The sequence below is a fragment of the Arthrobacter sp. TmT3-37 genome (assembly GCF_054510835.1).
Window position 1 is genome coordinate 441,246 of the sequence record NZ_JBTNDU010000001.1, and the last position, 24,499, is coordinate 465,744.

Sequence of the window (24,499 nt, forward strand, 5' to 3'; positions counted from 1 at the left end):
CCGCCCGGCACGAGCAGGACTAGACGGAGACCGGTACGCGCTCCTCCTTCTCCTCGCGGAGCAGCTTCGCACCCTCGACGTCGACGTCCGGGAGGATCCGCTCGAGCCAGGCGGGAAGCCACCACGCGTGCCGTCCCAGCAGGTACATCGCGGCCGGAACCAGCGTCATGCGGACCACGAACGCGTCTAGCAGCACGCCGAAGGCGAGTCCGAACCCGATCGGGCGCACCATGGCGAGGTGGGAGAAGACGAAGCCCGCGAACACCGACACCATGATGATCGCCGCCGCGGTGACCACGCGCGCGCCGTGGCTGAAGCCGATGCGCACCGCGGCCTTCGGGTCGTCACCGTGGACGTACGCCTCACGCATACCCGACACCAGGAACATCTGGTAGTCCATCGCGAGGCCGAACAGGACGCCGATCAGGATGATCGGCAGGAAGCTCAGGATGGGCCCCGGATTGGTGACCCCGAAGAAGTCCCCGAGCCAGCCCCACTGGTAGATGGCGACCGTCGCGCCGAAACTCGCCAGGAGGGACAGCAGGAATCCGGCCGTCGCGATGACCGGCACGAGGATCGAGCGGAAGACCAGCAGGAGCAGGATCAGTGACAGGCCGACCACGATTCCCAGGTAGACCGGCAGCGCCTCCATCAGCTTCGCGGACACGTCGATGTTCGCGGCGGTCTGCCCGGTCACGGCGATCGGGACACCCGTCTCCTCCTCGAAGTCGTCGGTCAGAGCGCGGAGATCCCGGACGAGGTTCTCGGTGGTCTCGCTCGCCGGGCCCTCCTCCGGGAGGACCTGGAAGATCGCGGTACGACCGTCCTCGCTGACCGCCGCGGGCACGGATGCGGCGACGTCCGGCACCTCGAGCAGGCGGTCGTTGACGTCCAGCCGCAACGCGGTCAGCTCGGCGTCGTCGGCGGTCTCGGGCAGGGACCCGACGACGATCAGCGGGCCGTTGGTGCCCGCGCCGAACTTGTCCCCGATCGTGCTGTAGGCCTGGAACGCCGTCGAGTCGGCGGGTTCGGTGCCGCCGTCGGGCAGGCCCACGCGGAGCTGTGCCGCAGGGATCGCGATGACGCCGAGGAGGAGGATCCCGGCGAGGACCGTCAGGACGGGCCGCCGCGTGACGATGCCACCCCATCCCGCGCCCCGCGCCGCGCGTTGGTCGGCGAGGGACGTTCCGCTGTCCGTATCGAGCGGTGCGGCGGCCGAGTGCCTGCCACCGTGGGTCCGGGCCCAGCGGCGCTTCGAGACGACCCGCCGTCCGATCACCGCGAGCAGGGCCGGCGTGAGGGTCAGGGCCACGAGCACGGACACCGCGACGGTCCCGGCGGCCGACAGTCCCATCACCGTCAGGAACGGCAATCCCGGTACTGCCAGCGCGGCGAGGGCCACGATCACGGTGATACCGGCGAAGAGGACCGCGTTACCCGCCGTGCCCGTGGCCCGGGCGAGCGACTCCTGCAGGTCCATCCCGTGCAGCAGCTGCGTGCGGTGCCTGTTCACGATGAACAGCGAATAGTCGATGCCGACGGCGAGCCCGAGCATCAGGGCGAGGACGGGAGAGATGCTGTTCATCTCGATCACGCCGGAGAGCGCGAACGTGATGCCCACGCCCACCCCGACGCCGACGATGGCCATGAGGAGCGGGAGCCCCGCGGCGATCAGCGTGCCCAGCATCACGATCAGCACGACGGCGGCGACGGCCAGGCCGACGGCCTCCGTGGCACCGACGATCCCCGACACGTCCTCGACGATCTCCTTGCTGTAGTCGACGGCCACGCCGGCTGTCTCGGCGTCGGCGGCCGTCTCCTGGACCGCTTCCCGCAGTTCGGGCGACACGCCGTTGATCTGCTGCTCGAACTGCACGCTGGCGACCGCCGTCGTGCCGTCCTCGGAGACGAGGCTCACGCCGGACGTCGCCTCGAGCTGACGCTGGGCGAGCTCCAGCTCGGCCCTGCCGGACTCGAGCTGCTCGCGGCCGGATGCGAGCTCGGTCCGGCTCGCGTCGAGCTGCGCCTGTCCCTGCGCGAGCTGCTGTTCGGTGGTGGTCACCTGCGCCGGCGGGAGCGTTCCGCGGGCCTGTTCGAGCTGCGCACGCTGCTGGTCGAGCTGGGCCTGGCCCTGCACGAGCTGCGCCTCGCCCGCGCTCAGCTGCTGCTCGCTCGCCGTGAGCTCGGCGCGGCCCGCTTCGATCTCCTGACCACCGGCGGCGACCTGGTCCGCGACGTCGAACGGGTCGACGACACCGCGCACACCGTCCAGGTCCGCGATTGCTGCCAGAGCGGACTCGACCCCGTCGCGTTGCTCGGGCGAGAAGGGGGTCCCGTCCTCGGTGGTGAAGACCACGGTGCCGGTCCCGCCGACGGCCTCGGGCAGTTCCTCCCGCAACCGGTCGGAGATGCGCTGCGACTCCGTCCCGGGGATCGTGAAGTTGTTCGTGAGGGTTCCCGAGAAGGCGACGGCGGCCCCCGCCACCGCGAGCATGATCGCCAGCCATGCGGAGATGACCCACCACCTCCTCCGGAACGCGAACGAGCCGAGCCGGTAGAGCAGAAAAGCCATGGAGTGGTCCTTGCGGGGTGAGGGGCGGAGGCCGGGGAAGGGGTGGTGTCAGGGACCGGCGGTTACGGACGGCACAGGGCTCGTGCCCTGCGCCGTCGCCGTCGTGTCCGCGGCGATGTCCGCCGCGGAATCGGTCGTGGGATCGGCTGTGAGATCGGTCGTGGGATCGGCGAAACCGTTCCGCAGCATGGTCAGCGATGCGAGGATGCGCGCCTCGAGCTGCGTGCCCGAGTCGTCGCCGGATTCGGGCGTGCTGGCGGCCCAGTCCCGCATGGCCGCCTTCGTGCAGGACAGCACGCACCCCACCAGCGCGGTGAGGTAGAGGGTGGATGCGGCAGGTCCGAGGCGCCGACGCAGGGCCTCGACGATCAGGGCCTCCGCCCGCTCCCACGAGTGCAGCTGTGCGCGCAGGAGATCGGGATTCGAGTCCGCCATCCGGAAGAGCTCGCCGTGCTGGGACAGCCCCTCCATCCGTGTGGTCTCGGAGAACGCCCGGACGATGGAGTCGAACAACGGCTCGTCCTGCGGTAGCTGCCCGAAGACGGCGAGCGCGAGTTCGAGGAACCCGTCCGTCCGCACGGTCAGGGCGTCCTCCGCACTGTGGAAGTAGTTGAAGAACGTCCGGCGCGACACTCCGGCCCGCGCGGCGATCTGGTCCACGGTGAAGGCTCCCGGACCGACGGAGCGGGCGAGGTCGAAGGCCGCGTCCGCGATCGCGCGGCGCGTGTCGACCTTGTTCTGTTCACGGCGGCCCAGGGGGCCGGCGTTCTCGGTAGTACTCAGCACGGGTCAAGCGTAGGGGCAAAGTTGCACACCGTGCAAACAACGGGACAGCCGAATCTCACCGCACGCGTTCCGCCCCCCCGGGCGTACGCTGGCCGGGCACCCCTTCCCTCGACACAAGGCGGCTCCATGAAGACCATCCGACTCGGTTCCAGCCTCGACGTCTCCCGGCTCGGCCTCGGCTGCATGGGGATGTCCGCGTTCTACACCGGCAGCGGCACCGACGACGCGGGTGCGACGAGGACCCTCCACCGCGCCCTCGATCTCGGTGTCACCTTCTTCGACACCGCCGAGATGTACGGCCCGTACACGAACGAGGAACTGCTCGGCCGGGCCCTGAAGGACCGGCGGGACGACGTCGTGATCGCCACGAAGTTCGGCACCATCCGCCACACCGCAGGAGACGCCATGGGCGTCGATGGGAGCCCGGAGAACGTGCGCCTCTCGATCGACGGATCGCTCCGGCGGCTCGGCACCGACCACGTCGACCTCTACTACCAGCACCGGATGGACCCCTCGGTCCCCGTGGAGGAGACCATGGGCGCCCTGGCGGACCTCGTGCGGGAGGGCAAGATCCTGCACATCGGGCTCTCCGAAGCGGCCCCGGAGACGATCCGCCGGGCGCACACCGTCCATCCCGTGACGGCGCTGCAGACCGAGTACTCCCTGTGGAGCAGGGATCCAGAACGCGAGCTCCTCCCCCTGGTCCGCGAACTCGGTATCGGGTTCGTACCCTATTCGCCGCTGGGCAGGGGATTCCTGACCGGCACCATCCGCTCGGTGGACGCACTCGACGAGTCGGACTTCCGCCGCCGGAATCCCCGCTTCGCAGGAGAGAACCTGCAGGCGAACATCCGGATCGTCGAACAGGTGGACGACGTCGCCCAGCAGGTCGGAGCCACGCCGGGCCAGGTGGCCCTGGCCTGGCTCCTCGCGCAGGGGGACGACATCGCTCCCATCCCCGGGACCAAGCAGGTGCACTACCTCGAGGAGAACGTCGCCGCGGACGGCCTCACCCTCACGGCCGGCCAGCTGGAGCAACTCGACGCCGTCGCCGCACCCGTCGGCGACCGTTACGAGGACATGTCCGGCGTCGACCGCTAGCCGCGGTCGGCACGACGGGCGGTTGGCAACCGCAATCTTCCCGACCGTCCATCATCCCCCGGATGGTAGACCGTAGGCATGCTTCGCAATCCGGTCGAGGCGCGCGGCGACCCCTCTGCGGGAGGCGGCGGCGAAGCTGGAGCCGCACACCCTCCGACGAGCCGGAGGGTGAGCACCGCGCTTCCGACGATGACCGGTTTCCGGATCAGCTCCGCACCCCGTGGAGCCCGAGTACAGGACGCGGAAGACGTGGAGGACGAATGTGTGGGATCGCCGGTGAGATAGCCTTCGGGGGTGCTCGTGCGGAGCAGGAATCCGTGGCGCGCATGACGGCCGCGATGGCGTCGCGGGGCCCGGACGGGCACGGGAGCTGGACCAACGGCCGGGTCGCCCTGGGACACCGGCGCCTCACCGTCATCGACCTCTCCGAGGCGGGTGCCCAGCCCATGCACGACTCCGGCTCGGGCTTGACCATCGTCTTCAACGGCTGCATCTACAACTACCCGGAGCTCAGGGCCGAACTCGGCGGCGACACTGTCTTCTCCTCCACGAGCGACACCGAAGTCATCCTGCGCGCGTACCAGCGCTGGGACGAGGACTTCGTGGACCACCTCGTGGGGATGTTCGCCGTCGCCGTCGTGGACGAGCGCCGCGAGCGCGTCGTGATGGCGCGGGACCGCCTCGGCATCAAACCCCTCTACATCGCGGAACTGCCGGGACGGCTGCGCTTCGCCTCCACCCTCCCAGCCCTCGTGGCCGGCGGCGGTGTGGACACCTCCATCGACGAGGTGGCGCTCCACCACTACCTGAGCTGGCACTCCATCGTCCCCGCCCCGCGGACCATCCTGCGGGGTGTCCGCAAGCTGCCTCCCGCGACCGTCCGGGTGATCGACGCCGATGGCGGCCGGCGCGACCGCGTGTACTGGAAGCCCGACTACGTGCGTGACCCGGCAAGGCGGACTGGAGCGTCGATGACTGGCAGGACGCGCTGCACGAGTCCCTGACCACCGCCGTCCGGCGCCGGCTCGTCTCGGACGTGCCCGTGGGCGTGCTGCTGTCCGGCGGCGTCGACTCGAGCCTCATCGTGGCGCTGCTCGCCGAACTCGGGCAGGAGGGACTGAGCACCTTCAGCATCGGCTTCGACGGCGCGGGCGGGGAGGAGGGCGACGAATTCCGGTACTCGGACCTCGTCGCCGAGAAGTACGGGACGCGTCACCACCGCATCTCCATCGCAAGCTCGGAGCTCGTGCCGGCCATCGAGGACACGATCGGTGCGATGACCGAGCCCATGGGCACCCAGGACGTGACGGGGTTCTATCTCCTCTCGAAGACGGTCTCGGAGCACATCAAGGTGGTGCAGTCCGGGCAGGGCGCGGACGAGGTGTTCGCCGGGTACGCCTACCACCAGCCCGCCGGGACGGCATCCCGGAGGGAGGCGCTCGATGCCTTCCGCGGCGCATTCCTCGACCGCACGCACGAACAGATCGCCGACGTCGTCGAGCCCGAATGGTACACGGACACCGACGTGAGCCGCGCGCTGCTGGAGGCACACCTCGACGCTCCCGGCGCCGACACCGCACTCGACGCCGTCCTGCGGCTCGACACCCACCTGTTGCTGGTCGACGACCCCGTGAAGCGCGTGGACAGCATGACGATGGCGTGGGGGCTCGAGGCCCGCGTCCCCTTCCTCGACCAGGACCTCGTCACCCTCGCCGCGCAGTGCCCGCCCGAGTTCAAGGCCACGCAGGGCGGGAAGGGCATCCTCAAGGACATCGCCCGGCAGGTCATCCCGCCCGAGGTGATCGACAGGCCCAAGGGCTACTTCCCCGTCCCACCCGTCAAGTATCTGGCCGAACCGCTGCTCACGACCGTGCGCGAGGCCCTCCGGGCCCCCGAGGCGAAGGACCGAGGGCTCTTCCGCGCCGACTACGTCGACCTCCTGCTGGACGAGCCGAACGGACACTACAGCCCGGGCGGCAACAACATGCTGTGGCAGCTCGGCGTGCTGGAGCTCTGGCTCCAGCGGCACGGCATCACGGGGTGACGGCGCGGAGGCGGCCCGTCAGCTCCTGCCCTTCCGGCGTGCCGGGAAATTGCCCGTGTTCGCCAGCTCGTCGGCCACGGACAGCAGTTTGAGGTTCATCTCGGTGGACACCCTCACCAGCATGATGAACGCCTGCCCCGCGGTGATGCCGTACCTCTCCATGAGGATGCCCTTGGCCTGGCCGATCAGATCACGGGTGGCGATGGCGTCCTTGAACTGGTGGAGCTTCTGCGCGTCGGCGAAGGCGACCGCGGCATGGGACGCCACCAGCCGGCCCACGTAGTCCGATTCCTCCGTGAAGGCGTGCGGGGCGCGGCCGATGAGGTTGAGCGCCCCGAGGTTGTCGCCCTCGACGAAGAGCTGGAAGGACAGCATGCTGCCCGCGCCCGCCCGGACCGCCTTCGTGGAGAACTCCGGCCACCGGCTCTCGGTACGCAGGTCGGGCACCCGGACGGTCTGCTCGTCGTACACCGCGCTCATGCACGGCCCTTCGCCGGTCCGTTCCTGGAGTTCGTCGATCGCCCGCGCAAGGTCTCCCGACGGTGCGCGGGACTCGACCCGGCGGCGCGCCATGACGAGCGTGATCGATCCTTCGTCGGCGCCGGGTACGAGGCTGATCGCGGCGCGCACCAGGTGCTCGAGCACGGCATCCTCGGAGTCCTCCTGCTGCAGGGACCGCGCCAGGTCGCTCAGCCGACCGGCGACGTCGTCGTGCGGGGCGACCCAGGGCCCGCGATGCTCCCCTTGCCCGTCGTCCGTGATCATGGAAGTCTCCCCTGCCTGCAGCGGCACCGCGTCCGGGCCGGACGAACTGCCCGGCGGTGGCCCGCGGAACCCCACCGTACCAGTGACCTGCGTCGTGGCAGCGGGTGTCGATGCCTGAGGGGTACGGACAGGGGCCCGGGTTCCCGGGCCCCTGTCCGTCACGGCTGGGCCATCAGCCTCGAGCGGATGAGGAACCGTTTGCCCTCCGGTGCCTCGACCGAGAAGCCGCTCCCCCGTCCGGGCACCACGTCGACCGTCAGGTGCGTGTGGCGCCAGTACTCGAACTGCTCACGGGACATCCAGAACTCGATGAGGCGAGGCTCGTCGCCGACGGTCGAGATGTCCAGGACGCCGAGCAGCACGTCCGCCTCCGCCGTGATGAACTCCCCGGCCGGGTAGCACATCGGCGACGAGCCGTCGCAGCACCCGCCGGACTGGTGGAACATCAACGGCCCGTGGATGAGCCACAGCTTCTCCAGCAGCTCGACGGCGCTGTCCGTCAGCGCCACCCGGGAGGAGGTCTCCCCCGGGAGGGTCACCGAGGCTTCGACGGTCATCGCATCTCCTAGAAGAAGCCGAGCTTGGATTCCGAGTAGCTCACCAGCAGGTTCTTGGTCTGCTGGTAGTGATCGAGCATCATGGCGTGGTTCTCACGTCCGATGCCCGAGGACTTGTAGCCGCCGAACGCAGCTCCTGCCGGATAGGCGTGGTAGTTGTTCACCCACACGCGACCCGCCTGGATCTCCCTCCCGGCACGGTAGGCGACATTCCCGTTCCGGGACCACACGCCGGCGCCGAGTCCGTACAGGGTGTCGTTGGCGATCTCCATGGCCTCCGCGTAGTCCTCGAAGCGCGTCACCGACACCACCGGGCCGAAGATCTCCTCCTGGAACACCCGCATGCTGTTGGTGCCCTCGAACACGGTGGGCTTCACGTAGTAGCCCTCGGCGAGGTCGCCGTCGAGGATGTTCCGCTCGCCGCCGATCAGGACCTTCGCGCCCTCCTGCGTGCCGATGTCCATGTAGGACAGGATCTTCTCGAGCTGGTCGTTGGAGGCCTGCGCGCCGACCTGCGTGTCGGTGTCGAGCGGATTGCCCTGGACCATCTTCTCCACGCGGGCGATCGCGTCGGCCATGAACGAGTCGTAGATGGAGCCCTGCACGAGCGCGCGGGACGGGCACGTGCAGACCTCGCCCTGGTTCAGCGCGAAGAGCGCGAAGCCCTCGAGCGCCTTGTCGTAGAACGAGTCGTTGCTGTCCGCGACGTCCGAGAAGAAGATGTTGGGGCTCTTGCCCCCGAGTTCCAGTGTGACCGGGATCAGGTTCTGGCTCGCGTACTGGCTGATCAGCCGGCCCGTTGTCGTCTCGCCGGTGAACGCGATCTTGCGGATGCGCTTGCTCGAGGCGAGCGGCTTGCCGGCCTCGACGCCGAACCCGTTGACCACGTTCACGACGCCCGCGGGGAGGATGTCGCTGATCAGCTCCATCAGGACCAGGATGGACGACGGCGTCTGCTCGGCAGGCTTGAGCACGACGGCGTTGCCGGCGGCGATCGCGGGTGCGAGCTTCCAGGTCGCCATGAGGATCGGGAAGTTCCAGGGGATGATCTGCCCGACGACGCCGAGCGGCTCGTGGTAGTGGTACGCCGTCATGTCCTCGTCCAGCTGGGACAGGTGGCCTTCCTGCGCGCGGATGGCGCTGGCGAAGTAGCGGAAGTGGTCTATGGCGAGGGGCATGTCAGCAGCGAGCGTCTCACGGACGGGCTTGCCGTTGTCCCATGTCTCGGCCACCGCGAGCATCTCGAGGTTCTCCTCCATGCGGTCGGCGATGCGGTTGAGGACCGAGGCACGCTCGGCGACGGAGGTCTTGCCCCAGGCCGGGGCGGCCTTGTGCGCTGCGTCGAGGGCCAGTTCGATGTCTTCCGCCGTGCCGCGTGCCACCTCGCAGAAGGCCTTGCCGGTGACCGGCGAGATGTTCTCGAAGTACTGGCCCTTGATGGGTGGAGCCCATTCGCCGCCGATCCAGTTCTCGTACCTCGGCTTGAAACTGACCTTCGATCCGTCCTGGCCAGGCTGGGCGTAAACAGTCATTGTCCAACTCCTTGAACTCCGTGTGTGCAGGACGTCGTCGTCCCTGCTGCACACACTAGGAGCCCGGTGGTTGCATCAACGTTGCATATCCCGCGGGGTCGCCGGGGCAGCGTCCGGGTGGCCCGTCCGCCTAGCCCTGTTCGCGCGTCGGTACCGCCGCGATCCCAGGCACGGGTCCATGCGCCGGATCGGCAGGCGTGGCCGGATCGGTGTCCTCGCACGTCGTCGCCTCGGGGTGAGCGTCGGCGTCGGTTCCCTGGGCGGGGACGGACGGCAGCAGCGCGGGCGCGGTGCCGGTGGGTTCCGTCATGGGAGCGGGGTCCGAGCCGGGCGCCGGCTCACCGGGTTCCGTCGGATCGGTGTCGCACGAAGGGTCCGGCGTCGGTGTCGGTGTCGCACTCGGCGTCGGGACAGGCGTCGGAATCGGGCTCGGCGTCGGGACAGGCGTCGGAGTCGCACTCGGCGTCGGGACAGGCGTCGGAGTCGCACTCGGCGTCGGGACAGGCGTCGGAATCGGGCTCGGCGTCGGGACAGGCGTCGGAGTCGCACTCGGGGTCGCACTCGGGGTCGGGGTCGCACTCGGCGTCGGGACAGGCGTCGGAGTCGCACTCGGGGTCGCACTCGGGGTCGGGGTCGCACTCGGGGTCGCACTCGGGGTCGGATCGGGTGTCGGGCTCGGCGTGGCACCCGGGTTCGGCTTCCCGCTCGGACCCGGTGACGGCGTGGCACTCGGTGACGGCGTCGCGCTGGGAGAGGGCGTGGCACTCGGGGACGGCGTGGACGTCCCGCTCGGAGACGGCGTGGACCCCGGCGTGGATCCGGGCGCGGGCTTCTGGGGCGCGGTGGAACCGGGAGTGGGCACCGGCTTCGGCGTGCCGGGCCTGGAGACTCCGTTCCCGGGGGTGGAGGGCGCCGTGCCGGACGGATCCGCCGGCGCACCGGGGCCCGTCGGGGTACCCGGCTCGAGGCCGTCGGTCCCTCCCGACGGGGCCGATGCCGCAGGTCGCGGGTAGGCGCCGGCTGTCGGCACGGGCTCGCCGGAGCGGGTGAAGGATTGCGCCCATGCCGGCATCGGGGCGGCAGCGCTGGTGCCCGGCGTGTAGTCCGTCAGGTCACCTCGGGGTGCTCCGTGCCCGATGGGGACGAGCTGCCACCGCACGGGGTCCACATGCTCGCCGTCCAGGATCGTCTCGAAGTGCAGGTGGCAGCCGGTCGAGGATCCCGTCGTCCCGATCGCGGCGATCGGGTCACCGCCGTCGACGGCGTCGCCCAGGGCGACCGAGATGCCCTGCAGATGGTTGTAGGTGGTGATGAGGCCGTTGCCGTGGTCGACCTCGACCCGGTTGCCGCCTCCCCACTGGTGCCAGCCGACGGCCCGGACCGTGCCGGCATCGGCTGCGTAGACCGGCGTGCCGCACGGCGCGGAGAAGTCCTGGCCGGTGTGGAACTCTCCGTGCTCCCCGGTGATGGGGCTCGTGCGGAAGCCGAAGGAGGAACTCGGGGTCAGCGCGTCGAGGGGCGAGAAGAGGGTGCCGGCCATCGGGCGCTTCGCACTGGAGGTCGTCGAGACAACGACCTCCTCGTCCGCGCTGACCTCGGCGCCGTCCGCGGCCTCGGGGAGCGGCATGGTCGGATCGAGGGCGTCGAGGCCGCCGAAGGGCGACAACAGGTAGGGCCCGACGACTCCCGTCGGTAGTGCATCATCGTGCAGCGCAGCGCTGGACCGGTGGGCCGCCGTGGCGGACACGGCCGACGCCGCTTCCCAGGACTGCGGGACGACGCCCTGGAATCCGACGAAGCACACGACCATGGCCAGGCTTGCCTTCATCTTCGTCCGGGAGGAGCGAGTAATCCGCCCCTGCACACGCGGTGTCCCACGGTGCTTTCCAGCCTGCGTCACGAGAATCCTCTGGTAGAAGCGGTCCTTCCGGTGGCGGATCCGTCGGGCGTCACTGCCCGCAGTCCCGACCACCAAGGACAACGGTAGCCGGACGGTCCCGGGTCCGCGACGATTCGTTGCGATTCGCTAACAAAATTTGGGAGAACTTGAGCCAACGGACAGCGGGGCGGACAACTCCGCCTCGAGCCACTCCACGTGCGCGACGACCGCTGCCCGCCTCGGCGAACGCCGGGGCAGGACGCGCAGCGCGCATTGCCATGCCTCGATGTCGTACTCGGCCTCGGCGAGCGCCAGGTACTGCAGCACGGTGTCGGGGGCGCCGTCGTTGAGGACGGCGTCCCGCAGGAGCGTCGACACCTCGCCGCGCAGGCGCGTGACCGCCGGCGCCTGCGACCGCGGAAGGACGGCTCCCCGGTAGATCCCGAGTGCCATGCGGTGCGCTCCCCGGTGCAGGTAGTTCAGCACCTGCACGGCATCCACCACCAGTTCCACGGCCAGCCGGTAGGGCCTGGACTGCGGCACGATCGCACCACCATGATTCGCCAGCACCCGGCGCAGTCGCAGCATCTCGGCGCGAACCGTGGTGCCGGACGCATCCTCCGGATAGGCCATCGTCGCGATCTGGTCCGCCGTGAGGCCCTCCGGATGCAACGCGAGCAGCGTCAGCAGTTCGGCGTGGCGCAGACTGAGGTCCAGCGGGGCCCCACCGGCGTGGACGATGCCGTGGTCAGTGCCCAGGATCTGGAGGCTGTTGCGGTACAGGGCTGCCGGCGTCCGGGCCGGCCGGTGCCGCTTCGTCCCGGTCAGCCGGCTCTGCAGCCGGTGGATGCTCAGGTGGGCCTCGGCCGCGGCGACCGCGGCCTCCACGAGGGACAGGGTGTGCGCGGCGACCGCCTCGGCCGTGCCGGTGATGTCGATGACGCCCAGGACGGTCCCGGAGTCGGGGTCGTGCAGGGGCACCGCCGTGCAGCTCCAGGGGTGAGCCTGGACGTTGAAATGTTCGGCACCCGCGATCTGCACGCTCCGCTCCAGGGCCAGGGCGGTCCCGGGCGCACTCGTGCCGACCGCCGCCTCGGACCAGTCGGCGCCCGCCATGAACAGCATGCCTTCGGCGCGGCGCCGGAGTTCGCGGTCGCCGTCGACCCAGAGGAGCCTGCCGTTCTCGTCCCCGACCGCGACGAGCATCCCCGCGTCGAGGCTCGGCCGTACCAGGAGGCGGTCGAGAACGGGCATGACCGCAGCGAGCGGATGGGCCTGGCGGTACGCCTCGAGCTCCTCCTCGGAGCAGAACAGCCGGGCACCTGCCGTGGCGGGGTTCGGCAGGAAGGTGAGGGACCTCAGCCAGGAGTCGTGCACGATGCCGCGGAGGTTGTCCTCGACACCCGCACCCCGTCCGAGGGCTTCGTGCGCCGCGACGGCGTTCCGCTGCACGACGTCGGCAGGTAGCTCCGCTGAGGAGATCGAACGGGACGGCGACATCGGCACTCCGCTTCGTGACCTGTCCTGCGGGGCAGCGCAGGACAGGTCACAGTGTAGCGGGCCTACTGACCGCGGGAAATGGCCACCATGTCCTCACGGGGGACGAGCTTCACCCGCTCGCGCACGAGCTCGGCGTTGCCCGAGGTGTTGACGAAATTCGCCCCCAGCTTCATCTCGTGCGCGTCCAGCTTCAGCCAGCCGTCCCAGGTGGTGTAGTGGACGCCGCGTTCCTCGAGCAGGTTGATGATGGCGTCCTCGGACGGGTCCTCCGCCGGGGGCAGGTTGAGCCGGTCCTCGAGGAGGAACCCGATGGTCTCCAGGGCGTCGCCCTTCGTGTGGCCGATCAGGCCCACGGGCCCGCGCTTGATCCAGCCGGTGGCGTAGATGCCCGGCACGGGGTGGCCGTCCTCGTCGATGACGCGGCCGCCCTCGTTGGGGATGACGCCGCGCTTGTCGTCGAAGCCGACCTCCGGCAGTTCGGAACCGAAGTAGCCGATGGCGCGGTAGACGGCCTGTACGGGGTAATCGAGGAACTCACCGGTTCCGCGGACGTTGCCGTCCCCGGTCAGCTCCGTGCGCTCGAACTTCATGCCCGCGACCTTGCCGGGCGTCTCCGGTGCGTCGTAGACCTCGACGGGCGAGTGCAGGAAGTGCAGGTGCAGGCGCCGCGACGCGCCCGTCGGCTCGTCCTCCACCAGCCAGTTGGTGAGGGTCTTGACCATCGTCTTGGTCTGGTTGTTCGAGGCGATCTGCTCCTCGGAGCCCGCGTCGAAGTCGAAGTCCTCGGGGTAGAGGACGATGTCGACGTCGCGCGAGTGGGAGAGCTCCCGCAGTTCCAGCGGCGTGAATTTCACCTGGGCGGGCCCGCGACGGCCGAAGACGTGGACATCGGTCACGGGTGAGGCCTTCAGGCCCTGGTAGACGTTCTCCGGGATCTCGGTGGAGAGGAGGTCGTCGGCGTGCTTGGACAGGATACGGGCGACGTCGAGGGCGACGTTGCCGTTGCCGATCACGGCGATCTCCTTCGCGTCCAGCGGCCAGTCGCGGCTGACGTCCGGGTGTCCGTCGTACCAGGACACGAAATCGGCTCCGCCGAAGGAGCCCTCGAGGTCGATCCCCGGGATGTCCAGGTCGGCGTCGCGGATGGCACCGGTCGCGAAGATCACGGCGTCGTAGAAACGGCGGAAGTCCGACAGGGTCAGGTCACGCCCGTAGTTGATGTTGCCGAGGAAGCGGATGTCGCCGCGGTCCAGCACCTTGTGGAGGGCGTTCACGATCCCCTTGATGCGTGGGTGGTCAGGAGCAACCCCGTAGCGGATCAGGCCGTAGGGTGCCGGGTACTGGTCGAAGAGGTCGATGCTGACGGCGAAATCGCCGCCCTGGACCTCGTTCGACTTCGTCAGGATGTCGGCGGCGTAGACGCCTGCCGGACCGGCGCCGATGATCGCGACCCGCAGCGGTCGCGCCGCAGCTGAGGTAGACACTGATTTGCCTTCTTCCCGGTGGAAAAGCTCCTGGTGGACAGCGTGGCGCGAATAAGCGCACACTTCCCTATTCTAAATGCCGCACCACGGCGCGGACTAACTTCGTGGCCGGGATCTCGTCCGGCCGCCGTCGTCCCCTCCCCGCTGCCGATGGGTGGGAATAAAGCCCGGAACCGGCCGGTTCACGACCTCGTGAGCGGAACAGGTGTACAGACCAGACGTCCGGCGAGGAGCGAGAACTCCGTGGGCGTGCTCTTCGGCATCGGCGCCTACGGTTTGTGGGGTCTGCTTCCCCTGTACTTCCTCGTCCTGGCGCCGGCGGGCCCGGTCGAGATCGTGGCCAACCGCGTGGTCTGGTCCCTGCTCTTCTGTGCGCTCCTGCTGACGGCCCTGCGGTCCTGGCGGCCGGTGCTCACGGCCCTCCGCACGCCGCGCATCGTCGGCACACTGGCCGTCGCAGCGCTGCTCATCGCCGTCAACTGGCTGGTCTACACCTACGGGGTCACCACGGGACAGGCCATCGAGGCCTCCCTCGGCTACTTCATCAATCCCATCGTCTCCGTCCTGCTGGGCGTGATCGTGCTCCGCGAGAAGCTCCGGCCCCTGCAGTGGACCGCGATCGGCATGGGCGTCCTCGCCGTGATCGTCCTGGCCGTCGGGTACGGCGCCGTCCCGTGGATCGCCCTCACCCTGGCCTTCTCGTTCGGCCTGTACGGATTCGTCAAGAAGAAGGTCGGCTCGCGCGTCGACGCCGTGACCAGCCTCAGCATCGAGACGGTGGTCCTCGCGCCGATCGCCGCGGGTGTCATGATCTGGCTCGACGTGACGGGCGCGGCGACCCTCACGACCGAGGGCACCGCCCACTTCTGGATCATGGTCGCCTCGGGCGTCATCACCGCGGTGCCCCTGATCTTCTTCGGTGCCGCCGCGCGCCGCCTGCCGCTGACCACGATCGGGCTCCTGCAGTACCTCGCCCCCGTGCTCCAGTTCCTGCTCGCACTGCTGGTCCTCGGCGAGGACATGCCCTTCGAACGATGGATCGGTTTCGGCCTCGTCTGGGTGGGCCTCGTCCTCCTCACCGTGGACATGCTGAGGACCGTGCGCCGCCAGTCACGGCGGGTGGCAGCACCCGAACCGGCGGTGACGGTGGCCTGACGGCGCCCTGCTCCCGGATCCCAGCCCGGGGACCGGCATCGGCGGGTCCGGAGGCCGGTCGCTCGGGCCGCTCCGGGAGTTCCGCAGCGAGATAGGCCGCGTTGAAGCGGGACAGCAGGGCCACCAGGTCGACGACGTCGGTCTGGTCCCAGCCCTCGAGCTGCCGCCGGAAGTCCCGCCGTCGGCGCGCACGTGCAGCTTCCACGCGCCGGAGTCCCTCGTCCGTCAGCATCACCGGTCGGGATCGTTCGTCGTCGTCCGTCATCCCGCGCTCGAGGAGGCCGAGCCTGTGCAACGCCGCCACGTGTCCGCTGACCGCCGGCTTCCCCATGCCCAGGGATGCCGCCAGGTCGGTCACCCGGCAGGGGCCCAGCATGCGCACCGCGGCCAGCACGCTGTAGGCGGCCGGCTCCATCGCGGCATCGATGCCACGAGCCAGCGCCCAGCACACCTGCTGCTCGCTGCGGCACATCGCCGCGGCCTTCTCCTCGACGACGTCGAGCGCGGCGCGGCGCGCAGCGCTTCCTGCGGGCGTGCGATGTCCGTCCATGGCCGAATCCTAGGCACGCGGAGCAGCGCCGGGGCAGGAATCCCGCAGCATTACCCATCATTACTCCGCGCGATCGCTCCGCCGCGCACGCGCCCGTCGCGCCCTCCACGGGACGGAGGGATCGCGCGGGTCAGCTCGGGGTACGGACCCAGTCGCGGGGCACCACGACCATGGGCACCGGCAGCGCGCGGAGCATCTTGTTCGCCGTCGCGCCGAGGAAGATCTGGCGGTGCTGCGCGAGGCGGCTCGACCCCACGATGACGAGCTCGCCCGCGTCCCATTCGATGTCGTCGATGGCCTCTTCGATCGTCCGGCCGTGCGCCACGATGATCGATGCCTCGGAGCCTCCCGGCAACCGCTCGACGGCGCGCGCCAGCACCGAATGCGCATGCTGATGCGCCTTGTTGATCGCCTCCCCCGAATCGGAGGGCTCGTGCACGTCCAGTGCGACGAGTGACACGAGGCGCAGGGGCAGGCCCCGCCGGGCAGCGGACTCGACGGCGACGTCGAGCACGCCCTCGGCACCTGCCCTCGTCCCGACGGCGCAGGTCATCCTGGTGAAATTGGCGCGGTGCCGGTAGCCACGCGGCGAGAGTGCGACGGGGACGTGCGAACTGTGCAGGACGGCGTTGGCGACGCTGCCCACGGTGTAGCGGCGCAGCAGGCCGTTGGTCGAGGCGCCGATCACGATCAGGCCGGCATCGACGTCGTGCGCCGTCTCCAGCAGGCCCTGCGCGAAGGAGTCCGCGAGGCGGACGTGCGTGGTGATCTCGACGCCGTCGGGCACACTGTCCCTCGCACGGTCGAGTGCCTCCTGGGCACGCCGGCTCCCGGGGGCCGCACTGCCGTCCTGGGGCCAGTCGAGAACGGTGACCAGGTCGATCCCCGCCGACTGCGTGAGCGCGAGCGAGGTGGCGAGTTCGAGGGCGTCCTGCCCACGGTCGTTCTCGGTGTAGCCGACGACGTAGCGCACGGGGGCTCCTCCTCGGTGGGATGCGGGGCGGCGCGGACGGAAGCGCCGCGGAGTCGGTCCACTCTAACGCAGCGCTTCCGGCCGTGCCCGCGTGCTACTCCTGCGGAGCCGACCCCTGAGTGAGCACTTCCTGCCGGAAGAACGCCGGGTTGATGCGCGACCACACCAGCATCAGCACGGCCCCCAGCAGGATCACCCCGATCCCGAGGATGAAGACCATGCCGACGCCGAACAGCTCCGAGCCGGAGCCGTACTCGGGATCCATCGAATCGACGGCCGTCTTGACGAACATGACCAGCAGGATGACCCCGCCGAGCAGGGGCGCCAGGAACCGGAAGAACATGTTCCGGGCGGAGGAGAAGGCCTGTGCGCGGAAGTACCAGACACAGGCAAGCGCGGTGATGCCGTAGTAGAAGCAGATCATCAGGCCGAGCGCCGTGATGGTGTCCCAGAGGGCGTTCTCCGAGACCAGCCGCATGAACACGTAGAAGCCTGCGGCCGCGACCGCCGCTGCGACCGTCGCGTAGCTCGGCGACTTGTGCTGCGGGCTGATGCGGCCGTAGTCCTTGGGCAGCGCCTTGTAGTGGCCCATGGCGAGAAGCGTGCGGGCCGGGGAGACGAAGGTGGACTGCAGGGATGCGGCCGAGGAGCTGAGGACGGCCATGGACATCAGGATGGCGAAGGGTCCCATGACAGGGCCGGCGAGCGTCGCGAAGATGCTCTCCTGGTTGTCGGGGTTGCCGGCACCGAGTTCTCCGTCGCCCACGCCCGAGAAGGCGAGGGTCGCGAGCGCGACCGTGAGGTAGATGACCACGATGACGACGACGGTCAGCATGCCCGCACGGCCCGGCGTCTTCTTCGGGTTGACGGCCTCCTCGCTCATGGTGAGGGTCACGTCCCAGCCCCAGTAGATGAAGATGGAGAGCGAGACGCCGGCGGCGAAGGCGGAGAAAGAGCCGACGGCGAACGGGTTGAACCACTCCGCGCTGATGCTCGTCGCGTCGAAGGCGGTGCCGTTCGCGACGTGGATGAAGGCCGCGATCGCGAACCAGGCGAGGACCACGAGCTGGAAGGAGACCAGCACGTACTGGACGGTCTTGGTCGCCTCCATGCCGCGGTAGGACACGTAGCAGGCGAGCGTGATGAAGACGAGCGTCGTTGCGATGTTCACCGGCAGGTTCAGCGTCAGGTCCGCGATGGCGGGATCGTTCAGCAGTTGCGAGAGCATCAGGTAGAAGAAGTCCACGGCCACGGCGGCGAGGTTGGACAGCACGATCACGGTGGCGGCGATCAGCCCCCACCCGCCCATCCAGCCGACCCAGGGCCCGAAGGCCCGCGTGGCCCAGGTAAAGGACGTCCCGGAGTCCGGCATCGCGTTGTTCAGCTCGCGGTAGCCGAGGGCCACGAGCAGCATGGGGACGAAGCCCACGAGGAAGATGGCCGGCAGGTTCACCCCGACCTCCGCGACCGTGGGCCCGAGGGCCGCTGTCAGGGTGTAGGCGGGTGCCACGGAGGACACCCCGATCACGACGGCGCCGAGCAGGCCCACCGTCCCGGCGTCCAGGCCCTTCCTGCTCAGCCCTGATCCCCTTTGTGTTGTCTCGTCGATACTCATGCGTCCGCCTCTGTGGGTAAGGCGCCCGGGCCGGAAGTGGTGCCGGGCGTTGCGTACGTACGCGGGACGACGACCATGGGGATGGTCAGCGTACGCAGGATCTTGTTGGCCGTGGATCCGAGGAAGATGCGCATGTGCTGCGCGAGACGGCTGGAGCCGACCAGCAGCACCTCCCCCTCGTCCCAGGCCATAGTGTCGATGGCCTCCTCGATGGAGCTGCCACGCGCGGTCTCGACGCTCACGCGTCCTCCCGCGGCGAGCGACGACGCCGCTTCCGCGAGCCGCCGGTTCGCCTCGTCCTCCGCTCCATCCGGGTCGGACCGGCCACCGTCGAGCGCGACGAGGGACACGAGCCGCAGGGGCAGGCCGCGGCGCTGCGCCGACGACACCGCGACGGAGATGACGTCGTCGGCCCCGGCACGCCGGCCGACCGCGCAGGTGAGGCGCGTGACGGGTTCGGTGCGCCGGTAGGACTTGGGCGCGAGTGCCACCGGGACGGGCGAGGCGTGGAGGAGGCTGCGGGCCACGTTGCCGACGTTGAACCTGTTGGCGAGGCCCCGGGAGCTGGCCCCGATGACGATCAGCGAGGCCTCCGTGTCCTCGGCCGCCTGGATGAGGCCCTCTGCGTTGGACTCGGCCCGGACCACCACGCCGCGCGCGGCGACGTCGTCGGGCACGAGTGCGAGGCCCTGGTCCATCCATTCCCGCATCTGCTCGGAGAGGAGGGTGTCGAAGCCCTTGTCCGGCGGATAGGTGCCCGCATAGAGCGAGTGCTCGGGGGTGACGAGGACGAGGTCGAGGGAGGCATCCTGGCGCCGCGCGAGCGCGACGGCGAGGCAGACGGCGTCGTGCCCGCGCTCGTCCGCGGTGTAACCGACGATGTAGCGCACGGTCAGGCCCCCGCGGTCGTGCCGGCGGACTGCAGCCCCGACGCCAGGGCGTGGTGGATCGCGGCGGCGGTTCGCTGCCCCATCCGGATGGCGCCGTCGACGTGCTGGTAGCCCTCGGCCGCGATGTCCGAGCAGGACCAGTAGATGGGCCCCACCGGCGTGCGCTGGTCGCGACCGTACCGGTGCAGTCCGCCGAGGTCGTAGCTGGACGCGTACGCGCCGCGGGTCCACTCCTCCGAGGCCCAGTCCGATTCGTAGTACACCTCCGGCTCGAGTGCCTGCGGGCCGAGGAACCCGGCGATCGAGGCGAGGATCCGCTCGCGGCGTTCGTGCGGCGGGAGCTCGAACATCGCATCGGCCTTCTCGTCGGAGACGAAACCGACCAGCGTTCCCCGCGGGTCCTCGTGGTTGGTGTTGTCGTAGACCTCCTGCACGATCGAGTCCGCGCCGAAGCCCGTCCCGGAGAGGCCCTCCTCCCGCCAGAACGGTGTGGAGTACGTGGCGTGCACCTTGATGACCAGGCCCAGCGACTGGTGCTGGTGCATCTGGTGCTGGCGGCGTGGCAGGGGCGGCTCGTAGCTGATGCGCGAGTAGAGGTTCGGCGGGACGGCGACGATGGCGTAGCGTGCGTGCACGGTGGTCGTGTCGGAGACGACCGTCACGCCGTCGCGCCCGTCCATCCCGCTCCAGCGCAGCGTGCGCACGGGACTCGAGAGGATCACGTCCTCCCCGAGCTCCGCCGCCATGCGCTCCGAGACCGACTGCATGCCGCCGACCACGCGCTTGTCGAGGATGAAGTCCTCGTCCACGAGGTTCGAGAAGGAACCGGCGGTCGCGGCCATGAGGATGGCCTGGAGGGCGGAGAAGGAATGGGCCGGCTTGGTCAGCATCCCGCCGGCGATGAAGAGGCCGATGTTGTCGCAGGCCTCCTCGTCGTCGGACTGTTGCCGCAGCCAGTGGTGGAAGGAAACGGTATCGAGGGCGCGGGCGTCGGGGTGGTTCCAGGGCGCCTCCGGCCCCGCCTCCGCCACCAGCCGGTCGAGCAGGGCGATGAGCCGCTCCATCTCCTCGCGCGTGTAGTCGTTCACGGGGAACATCTCTCCCGTGTAGCGGACGGGCCTTCCATCGGGGCCGATGTAGACCGAGTCGCCCTCGCGGTACCGGGAGAAGGTCTGCAGGCCCAGTTCGTCGAGGAGCCCGATGAGGGCGGTCTGGTCCGGCGACACCCACTGGCCCCCGACCTCGTACACCGCGCCATCGACGACGTCGGTGTGGGTCCGCCCGCCGACGCGGTCCCGTGCCTCGACGACCGCGACGGAATGTCCCGCCCTGACCAGTTCCCGTGCGGCGGTGAGGCCCGAAGGACCTGCTCCGATGATGACGACGTCGCGCTCGATGGTATTCACGTGATCCTCCCGGACCCGCATGACGCGGGCCACAAAATGAACGGCATTCATTATTTCGCCCTACTATAGCCATGGGCGCCCCTCGAGGGAAGGGAACGCCCGTAGAGTTAACGCCACCGCAACCCAGGAGCAGGATCGATGACCGCAGCAACACCTGCACCCCGGCGTGCGGGCCGCCCCCCGCGCAGCGTCCTGTCCCGGGACGGCATCACCAGGGCCGCCCTGGACCTGATCGCCTCGGACGGCTACGAGGGCCTGACCATGTCCGCCCTCGCCCGGCGGCTCCGGGTGGCGCCGTCCGCGCTGTACAACCACGCCGCGTCGAAGCATGAAGTGCTCAGCTGGGTGCAGGACCACGTCATGACGATGGTGGACTTCAGCGCCTTCGACGAGGAGCCGTGGGACGAGGCCGTCCGGCGGTGGGCGTGGTCCTACCGCGAGGTCTTCGCGCGGCACGCTCCTCTCGTACCCGTGATCGCCGTGATGCCCGTGACCGATGCCGCGGAGACCCTGCGCATGTACGAGGCGGTGGCGCGCGGCTTCCTGCGGGCCGGCTGGCCGGAGGACCGGATCGTGCCCGCGATCGTGGCGCTGGAGTCCTTCATCTACGGATCCGCGCTCGACGTCGCCGCCCCCGGGGACATCTTCGACTCCGGCGCGCTGGCGCACCAGTTCCCGGTCTTCACCTCCGCGGTGAGGAGTGCCACCGATGCGACGGGAGCGGAGCAGGCGGCCGATGCCGCGTTCCGGGCAGGACTGGACGGCATGATCGCGGGTCTCCGCCTCCAGCTGGCGGCCTACTCCTCCTGACGCGCGGGCCGGACGAGCTGTCCCATCCGGTACGCGGTGGAGTGCAGCACGTCCGAGAACGTGTCGCTGTCGCCGTCGAGCCAGTCGTTCAGGGCGATCTCGAACACCAGGACCCCGTACCGTGCCACGAGGCGTGCTTCTTCCTTGCCCACGCCCTGCCCGGAAAGCGCCTCGGTGATGCCCCCCGCGAGGAGGACGTTCTTCAGCAGTTCGCGCTCGCGCAGCCCCTCGTCGGAGCCGATGATGGCGCGTCGAGCCTGCAGCTCGGCCCTCCGGCCCTCGAACGGACCGGCGGCCATCGCCTCGAACCCGTGCATCACGAGCCCCAGCGGTGACAGGAACGCCGGAGCCCCGGCCACGAGGGACGCCACGACGGCGGGGAGCTCCCGTTCATGCAGGAAGAGCACCTCGCGCTTGTCCGGGAAGTGGCGGAAGAACGTACGGGTGGTGAGGCCCGCTCGAGCCGCGACCTCGGGTACTGCGGTGGCCGCATAGCCCTGCTCGGTGAAGAGTTCGAGCGCCGCGCGCTCGAGCCTCAGCGCTGCGTCCGGTGCCCATCGACCCATGCACCTATCGTACCGCTGATGACACACAATGTCGTGAAAGAGAGCTGATGACACCGCATGACATCAGGCGATACTCCGGGGCCATGGGCGTCAGCATCAGCGCCTGTACGGAGTGCCGGCGCCCCTGGTGGGCGGATCGCTGATGAGCCTACTGATTGTTAGACGGACTAGCTTTACGGATCGTGAGTTAGCTGTTAGGTTCGGAGGACGGTCAAGCAACGGCCCACCCTTCTTCTGATCACCCGAGGTTCGTCATGTCTGTTGCCCCTCTGTCCCCGGCCCACTCCGTCCGCCAGGACGACAACGACTCCCGGAGCACGTGGCCGGATCTGGCCGCGCTCGACTTCGCCGCAGTCCCGGACTCCGCTGCGGCGCTGGGCCCGGCAGCGCCGGATGTGCCCCACGACCTGTCGACGGTCTCCACGCGTGAACTCCGCATCCTCTGCAACCAGCTGTACCGCGTACTGGACTCGGACTACCCGCCGTTCGGCGCGCAGGAGGACTACGAGGCAGTGGTGGAAGCCCTCACGGATCGCGTGGCGCGGGCAGCCGAGCGTACGGAGAGCCAGAAGCTGCGCGAGAAGTTCCGCGACAACCCCGTGAGCTCGCGCTTCGAGCTCTTCCACGACGGCACGATGGTCGGCTACGTGAAGTACGACATGCGGGCCGGGCGCATCCGCCTGCTGGAGACAGTGATCGGCCCCGCATACCGCCAGGCGGGCCTGGAACCGGTCCTCGTGCGCCAGGCACTGCTCGAGGCACACCGCCGTCGCCTCGCCCCCATCCCCTACTGCCGGCACGCGCAGACGTTCCTCGCCGAGAACCCGCAGTTCCGGGCACTCATCCCGGTCGGCTGACGCTCCACCCGTTCCACGAGAAGGGCCCCGCAGCTCGTGCTGCGGGGCCCTTCTCGTGGTGCGTCGGTGATCAGCCGGCGTTCGCCGTGCGGATGGCGTTCTCCAGCACGTCGAGGCCGTCCGCGAGCAGCTCGTCCGGCATGACGAGCGGCGGCAGGAGGCGGATCACGTTGCCGTAGGTCCCGCAGGTCAGGACGATGACGCCCTCGCGGAGGCACTGCGCCGCGATCGCCTTGGTGGCGTCCGTGTTGGGCGTCTTGCCGCCCGGCATCACGAACTCGATGGCCAGCATGGCTCCGCGTCCCCGGAGCTCGCCGATGATGCTGTGCTCCCCCAGGTCCGCCTGCAGTGCATCGAACCGCTCGGTAACCCGTGCCTCGATGCTGCGCGCCCGGCCGGCGAGGTCCTGCTCCTTCATGGTGGAGATCGCACCGAGCGCCGCCGCGCAGGCCACGGGGTTGCCGCCGTAGGTACCGCCGAGGCCGCCCGCGTGGACGGCGTCGAGCAGGTCCGCACGGCCGGTGATGGCCGAGAGCGGCATGCCGCCGGCGATGCCCTTCGCCATCGTGATGATGTCCGGCACCACGCCCTCGTGGTTCACCGCGAACCACTCGCCCGTGCGGCAGAAGCCGGACTGCACCTCGTCGGCGATGAACACGACGCCGTTCGCCCTGGCCCAGTCGGCCAGCGCCGGCAGGAAGCCGTCGGCGGGGACGATGAAGCCGCCCTCTCCCTGCACGGGTTCGATGATGATGGCGGCGACCGAATCCGCGCCGATCTGCTTCTCGATCATCGTGATGGCGCGCTGTGCCGCCTCGGGACCGGTGATGTCCGGGTTCTCCTCGCGGAACGGGTAGCTCATCGGCACACGGTAGATCTCGGGGGCGAACGGACCGAAGTTCGTCTTGTAGGGCATGGACTTCGCGGTCAGCGCCATCGTCAGGTTGGTGCGCCCGTGGTAGGCGTGGTCGAAGGCGACGACGGCGTTGCGCCCGGTGGCCAGACGCGCCACCTTGACGGCATTCTCGACGGCCTCGGCGCCCGAGTTGAAGAGCACGGTGCGCTTCTCGAAGTCACCCGGCGTCAGCTCGGCGAGCTGCTCGGCGACGGCGATGTAACCCTCGTAGGGCGTGACCATGAAGCACGTGTGCGTGAAGTGCTCCACCTGCTCCTTCACGGCGCTGACGACGGCGGGATCCGACGCGCCGACGCTCGTCACGGCGATGCCGGAGCCGAGGTCGACGAAGGAGTTGCCGTCGACGTCGCGGATGATGCCGCCGTCTGCGTCCGCCGCGTACACGGGCACGCCGGAGGCGACGCCCTGCGCGACGACCGCCGCGCGGCGGGTGGCCAGCTCGGTGGACTTGGGTCCGGGGAAGTCGCCGTTGATGCGGCGCTTCTGCTCCAGCCGGAAGCCGGGAGCGACGGAGCCTGGAGTGGTTGCGAACGTTGTCATG

Annotated in this window: 21 protein-coding genes; 6 read left to right on the forward strand and 15 right to left on the reverse strand. The window is 69.6% G+C overall.

Going from position 1 to position 24,499, the window contains the following annotated elements; all coding sequences use genetic code 11:
* Positions 1-19 precede the first annotated feature (19 nt).
* A complete protein-coding gene (locus ACX80U_RS02090; protein ID WP_459267235.1) occupies positions 20-2,572 on the reverse strand; it encodes an MMPL family transporter in 2,553 nt (850 codons plus the stop codon).
* Positions 2,573-2,620: 48 nt separating this feature from the next.
* Positions 2,621-3,358: a TetR/AcrR family transcriptional regulator gene (locus ACX80U_RS02095; RefSeq protein WP_459267236.1), complete on the reverse strand. Its 738-nt coding sequence runs from the start codon at positions 3,356-3,358 to the stop codon at positions 2,621-2,623.
* A gap of 126 nt (positions 3,359-3,484) precedes the next feature.
* Between ACX80U_RS02095 and ACX80U_RS02100 the strand changes: the two genes are divergently transcribed.
* From ACX80U_RS02100 to ACX80U_RS02110, 3 genes are all read left to right on the forward strand, one after another.
* Positions 3,485-4,459: an aldo/keto reductase gene (locus ACX80U_RS02100; protein ID WP_459267237.1), complete on the forward strand. Its 975-nt coding sequence runs from the start codon at positions 3,485-3,487 to the stop codon at positions 4,457-4,459.
* Between the two features lie 326 nt (positions 4,460-4,785).
* Positions 4,786-5,463: a hypothetical protein gene (locus ACX80U_RS02105; protein WP_459267344.1), complete on the forward strand. Its 678-nt coding sequence runs from the start codon at positions 4,786-4,788 to the stop codon at positions 5,461-5,463.
* A 38-nt stretch (positions 5,464-5,501) separates the two neighbouring features.
* On the forward strand, positions 5,502-6,503 hold the full coding sequence (locus ACX80U_RS02110; RefSeq protein WP_459267238.1) for an asparagine synthase-related protein: 1,002 nt from the start codon (positions 5,502-5,504) through the stop codon (positions 6,501-6,503).
* 18 nt (positions 6,504-6,521) lie between these two features.
* On the opposite strand, the gene ACX80U_RS02115 is transcribed toward ACX80U_RS02110, so the two are convergent.
* The 6 genes from ACX80U_RS02115 to ACX80U_RS02140 form a co-directional block, all read right to left on the reverse strand.
* Positions 6,522-7,268, reverse strand: coding sequence for an ANTAR domain-containing protein (locus tag ACX80U_RS02115; protein WP_133081062.1), 747 nt, complete (start codon positions 7,266-7,268; stop codon positions 6,522-6,524).
* A 158-nt stretch (positions 7,269-7,426) separates the two neighbouring features.
* A complete protein-coding gene (locus ACX80U_RS02120; protein WP_133081063.1) occupies positions 7,427-7,825 on the reverse strand; it encodes a DUF779 domain-containing protein in 399 nt (132 codons plus the stop codon).
* An 8-nt stretch (positions 7,826-7,833) separates the two neighbouring features.
* Positions 7,834-9,357: an acetaldehyde dehydrogenase ExaC gene (gene exaC, locus ACX80U_RS02125; protein WP_133081064.1), complete on the reverse strand. Its 1,524-nt coding sequence runs from the start codon at positions 9,355-9,357 to the stop codon at positions 7,834-7,836.
* 130 nt (positions 9,358-9,487) lie between these two features.
* Positions 9,488-11,185 carry a M23 family metallopeptidase gene (locus tag ACX80U_RS02130; protein ID WP_459267239.1) on the reverse strand — a complete coding sequence of 566 codons (1,698 nt, stop codon included), beginning with the start codon at positions 11,183-11,185 and terminating at the stop codon, positions 9,488-9,490.
* A 198-nt stretch (positions 11,186-11,383) separates the two neighbouring features.
* Positions 11,384-12,736 (reverse strand): GAF domain-containing protein, encoded by a 1,353-nt coding sequence (locus ACX80U_RS02135; protein WP_459267240.1) that lies wholly within the window; start codon positions 12,734-12,736, stop codon positions 11,384-11,386.
* Between the two features lie 62 nt (positions 12,737-12,798).
* The gene (locus ACX80U_RS02140; protein WP_133081066.1) at positions 12,799-14,220 is read right to left on the reverse strand and encodes an FAD-dependent oxidoreductase; all 1,422 of its coding nucleotides are present in this window, start codon (positions 14,218-14,220) and stop codon (positions 12,799-12,801) included.
* A gap of 150 nt (positions 14,221-14,370) precedes the next feature.
* Here ACX80U_RS02140 and rarD point away from each other — a divergent pair, with 150 nt between their 5' ends.
* Positions 14,371-15,375 carry an EamA family transporter RarD gene (gene rarD / locus ACX80U_RS02145; RefSeq protein WP_459267241.1) on the forward strand — a complete coding sequence of 335 codons (1,005 nt, stop codon included), beginning with the start codon at positions 14,371-14,373 and terminating at the stop codon, positions 15,373-15,375.
* Here the strand turns inward: rarD and ACX80U_RS02150 are convergent.
* The 5 genes from ACX80U_RS02150 to ACX80U_RS02170 all read right to left on the reverse strand — a co-directional run bounded on the left by ACX80U_RS02150 (position 15,296) and on the right by ACX80U_RS02170 (position 20,830).
* Entirely contained in the window at positions 15,296-15,925 is a 630-nt protein-coding gene (locus ACX80U_RS02150) for a MarR family winged helix-turn-helix transcriptional regulator (protein ID WP_459267242.1), read from the reverse strand. The two genes, rarD and ACX80U_RS02150, sit on opposite strands and share 80 nt — an antisense overlap.
* 130 nt (positions 15,926-16,055) lie before the next feature.
* Complete coding sequence (locus tag ACX80U_RS02155; RefSeq protein WP_459267243.1) at positions 16,056-16,898, reverse strand: universal stress protein; 843 nt, start codon at positions 16,896-16,898, stop codon at positions 16,056-16,058.
* Between the two features lie 94 nt (positions 16,899-16,992).
* Positions 16,993-18,513 carry an APC family permease gene (locus tag ACX80U_RS02160; RefSeq protein WP_459267244.1) on the reverse strand — a complete coding sequence of 507 codons (1,521 nt, stop codon included), beginning with the start codon at positions 18,511-18,513 and terminating at the stop codon, positions 16,993-16,995.
* On the reverse strand, positions 18,510-19,403 hold the full coding sequence (locus tag ACX80U_RS02165) for a universal stress protein (RefSeq protein ID WP_459267245.1): 894 nt from the start codon (positions 19,401-19,403) through the stop codon (positions 18,510-18,512). The genes ACX80U_RS02160 and ACX80U_RS02165 overlap by 4 nt, the downstream gene beginning before the upstream one ends.
* A gap of 2 nt (positions 19,404-19,405) precedes the next feature.
* Positions 19,406-20,830: a flavin monoamine oxidase family protein gene (locus ACX80U_RS02170; RefSeq protein WP_459267345.1), complete on the reverse strand. Its 1,425-nt coding sequence runs from the start codon at positions 20,828-20,830 to the stop codon at positions 19,406-19,408.
* Positions 20,831-20,947: 117 nt separating this feature from the next.
* On the opposite strand from ACX80U_RS02170, the gene ACX80U_RS02175 reads away from it, so the two are divergent.
* On the forward strand, positions 20,948-21,619 hold the full coding sequence (locus tag ACX80U_RS02175; protein ID WP_459267246.1) for a TetR/AcrR family transcriptional regulator: 672 nt from the start codon (positions 20,948-20,950) through the stop codon (positions 21,617-21,619).
* Here ACX80U_RS02175 and ACX80U_RS02180 read toward each other — a convergent pair.
* Positions 21,607-22,185 carry a TetR/AcrR family transcriptional regulator gene (locus tag ACX80U_RS02180; protein ID WP_459267247.1) on the reverse strand — a complete coding sequence of 193 codons (579 nt, stop codon included), beginning with the start codon at positions 22,183-22,185 and terminating at the stop codon, positions 21,607-21,609. The genes ACX80U_RS02175 and ACX80U_RS02180 overlap by 13 nt on opposite strands.
* Positions 22,186-22,439: 254 nt before the next feature.
* On the opposite strand from ACX80U_RS02180, the gene ACX80U_RS02185 reads away from it, so the two are divergent.
* Positions 22,440-23,042, forward strand: a complete 603-nt coding sequence (locus ACX80U_RS02185; RefSeq protein WP_459267248.1) for a GNAT family N-acetyltransferase — start codon at positions 22,440-22,442, stop codon at positions 23,040-23,042.
* Between the two features lie 70 nt (positions 23,043-23,112).
* On the opposite strand, the gene gabT is transcribed toward ACX80U_RS02185, so the two are convergent.
* The gene (gene gabT / locus ACX80U_RS02190; RefSeq protein ID WP_459267249.1) at positions 23,113-24,498 is read right to left on the reverse strand and encodes a 4-aminobutyrate--2-oxoglutarate transaminase; all 1,386 of its coding nucleotides are present in this window, start codon (positions 24,496-24,498) and stop codon (positions 23,113-23,115) included.
* Position 24,499: the final 1 nt, after the last annotated feature.

Coding starts and splice junctions, on each gene's coding strand:
- ACX80U_RS02090 (WP_459267235.1), bottom strand. CDS start 2,572: ATGGCTTTTCTGCTCTACCGGCTCGGCTCGTTCGCGTTCCGGAGGAGG.
- ACX80U_RS02100 (WP_459267237.1), top strand. CDS start 3,485: ATGAAGACCATCCGACTCGGTTCCAGCCTCGACGTCTCCCGGCTCGGC.
- ACX80U_RS02105 (WP_459267344.1), top strand. CDS start 4,786: ATGACGGCCGCGATGGCGTCGCGGGGCCCGGACGGGCACGGGAGCTGG.
- ACX80U_RS02115 (WP_133081062.1), bottom strand. CDS start 7,268: ATGATCACGGACGACGGGCAAGGGGAGCATCGCGGGCCCTGGGTCGCC.
- ACX80U_RS02120 (WP_133081063.1), bottom strand. CDS start 7,825: ATGACCGTCGAAGCCTCGGTGACCCTCCCGGGGGAGACCTCCTCCCGG.
- exaC (WP_133081064.1), bottom strand. CDS start 9,357: ATGACTGTTTACGCCCAGCCTGGCCAGGACGGATCGAAGGTCAGTTTC.
- ACX80U_RS02130 (WP_459267239.1), bottom strand. CDS start 11,185: ATGAAGGCAAGCCTGGCCATGGTCGTGTGCTTCGTCGGATTCCAGGGC.
- ACX80U_RS02135 (WP_459267240.1), bottom strand. CDS start 12,736: ATGTCGCCGTCCCGTTCGATCTCCTCAGCGGAGCTACCTGCCGACGTC.
- rarD (WP_459267241.1), top strand. CDS start 14,371: ATGGGTGGGAATAAAGCCCGGAACCGGCCGGTTCACGACCTCGTGAGC.
- ACX80U_RS02150 (WP_459267242.1), bottom strand. CDS start 15,925: ATGGACGGACATCGCACGCCCGCAGGAAGCGCTGCGCGCCGCGCCGCG.
- ACX80U_RS02160 (WP_459267244.1), bottom strand. CDS start 18,513: ATGAGTATCGACGAGACAACACAAAGGGGATCAGGGCTGAGCAGGAAG.
- ACX80U_RS02170 (WP_459267345.1), bottom strand. CDS start 20,830: ATGCGGGTCCGGGAGGATCACGTGAATACCATCGAGCGCGACGTCGTC.
- ACX80U_RS02175 (WP_459267246.1), top strand. CDS start 20,948: ATGACCGCAGCAACACCTGCACCCCGGCGTGCGGGCCGCCCCCCGCGC.
- ACX80U_RS02180 (WP_459267247.1), bottom strand. CDS start 22,185: ATGGGTCGATGGGCACCGGACGCAGCGCTGAGGCTCGAGCGCGCGGCG.
- ACX80U_RS02185 (WP_459267248.1), top strand. CDS start 22,440: ATGTCTGTTGCCCCTCTGTCCCCGGCCCACTCCGTCCGCCAGGACGAC.
- gabT (WP_459267249.1), bottom strand. CDS start 24,498: ATGACAACGTTCGCAACCACTCCAGGCTCCGTCGCTCCCGGCTTCCGG.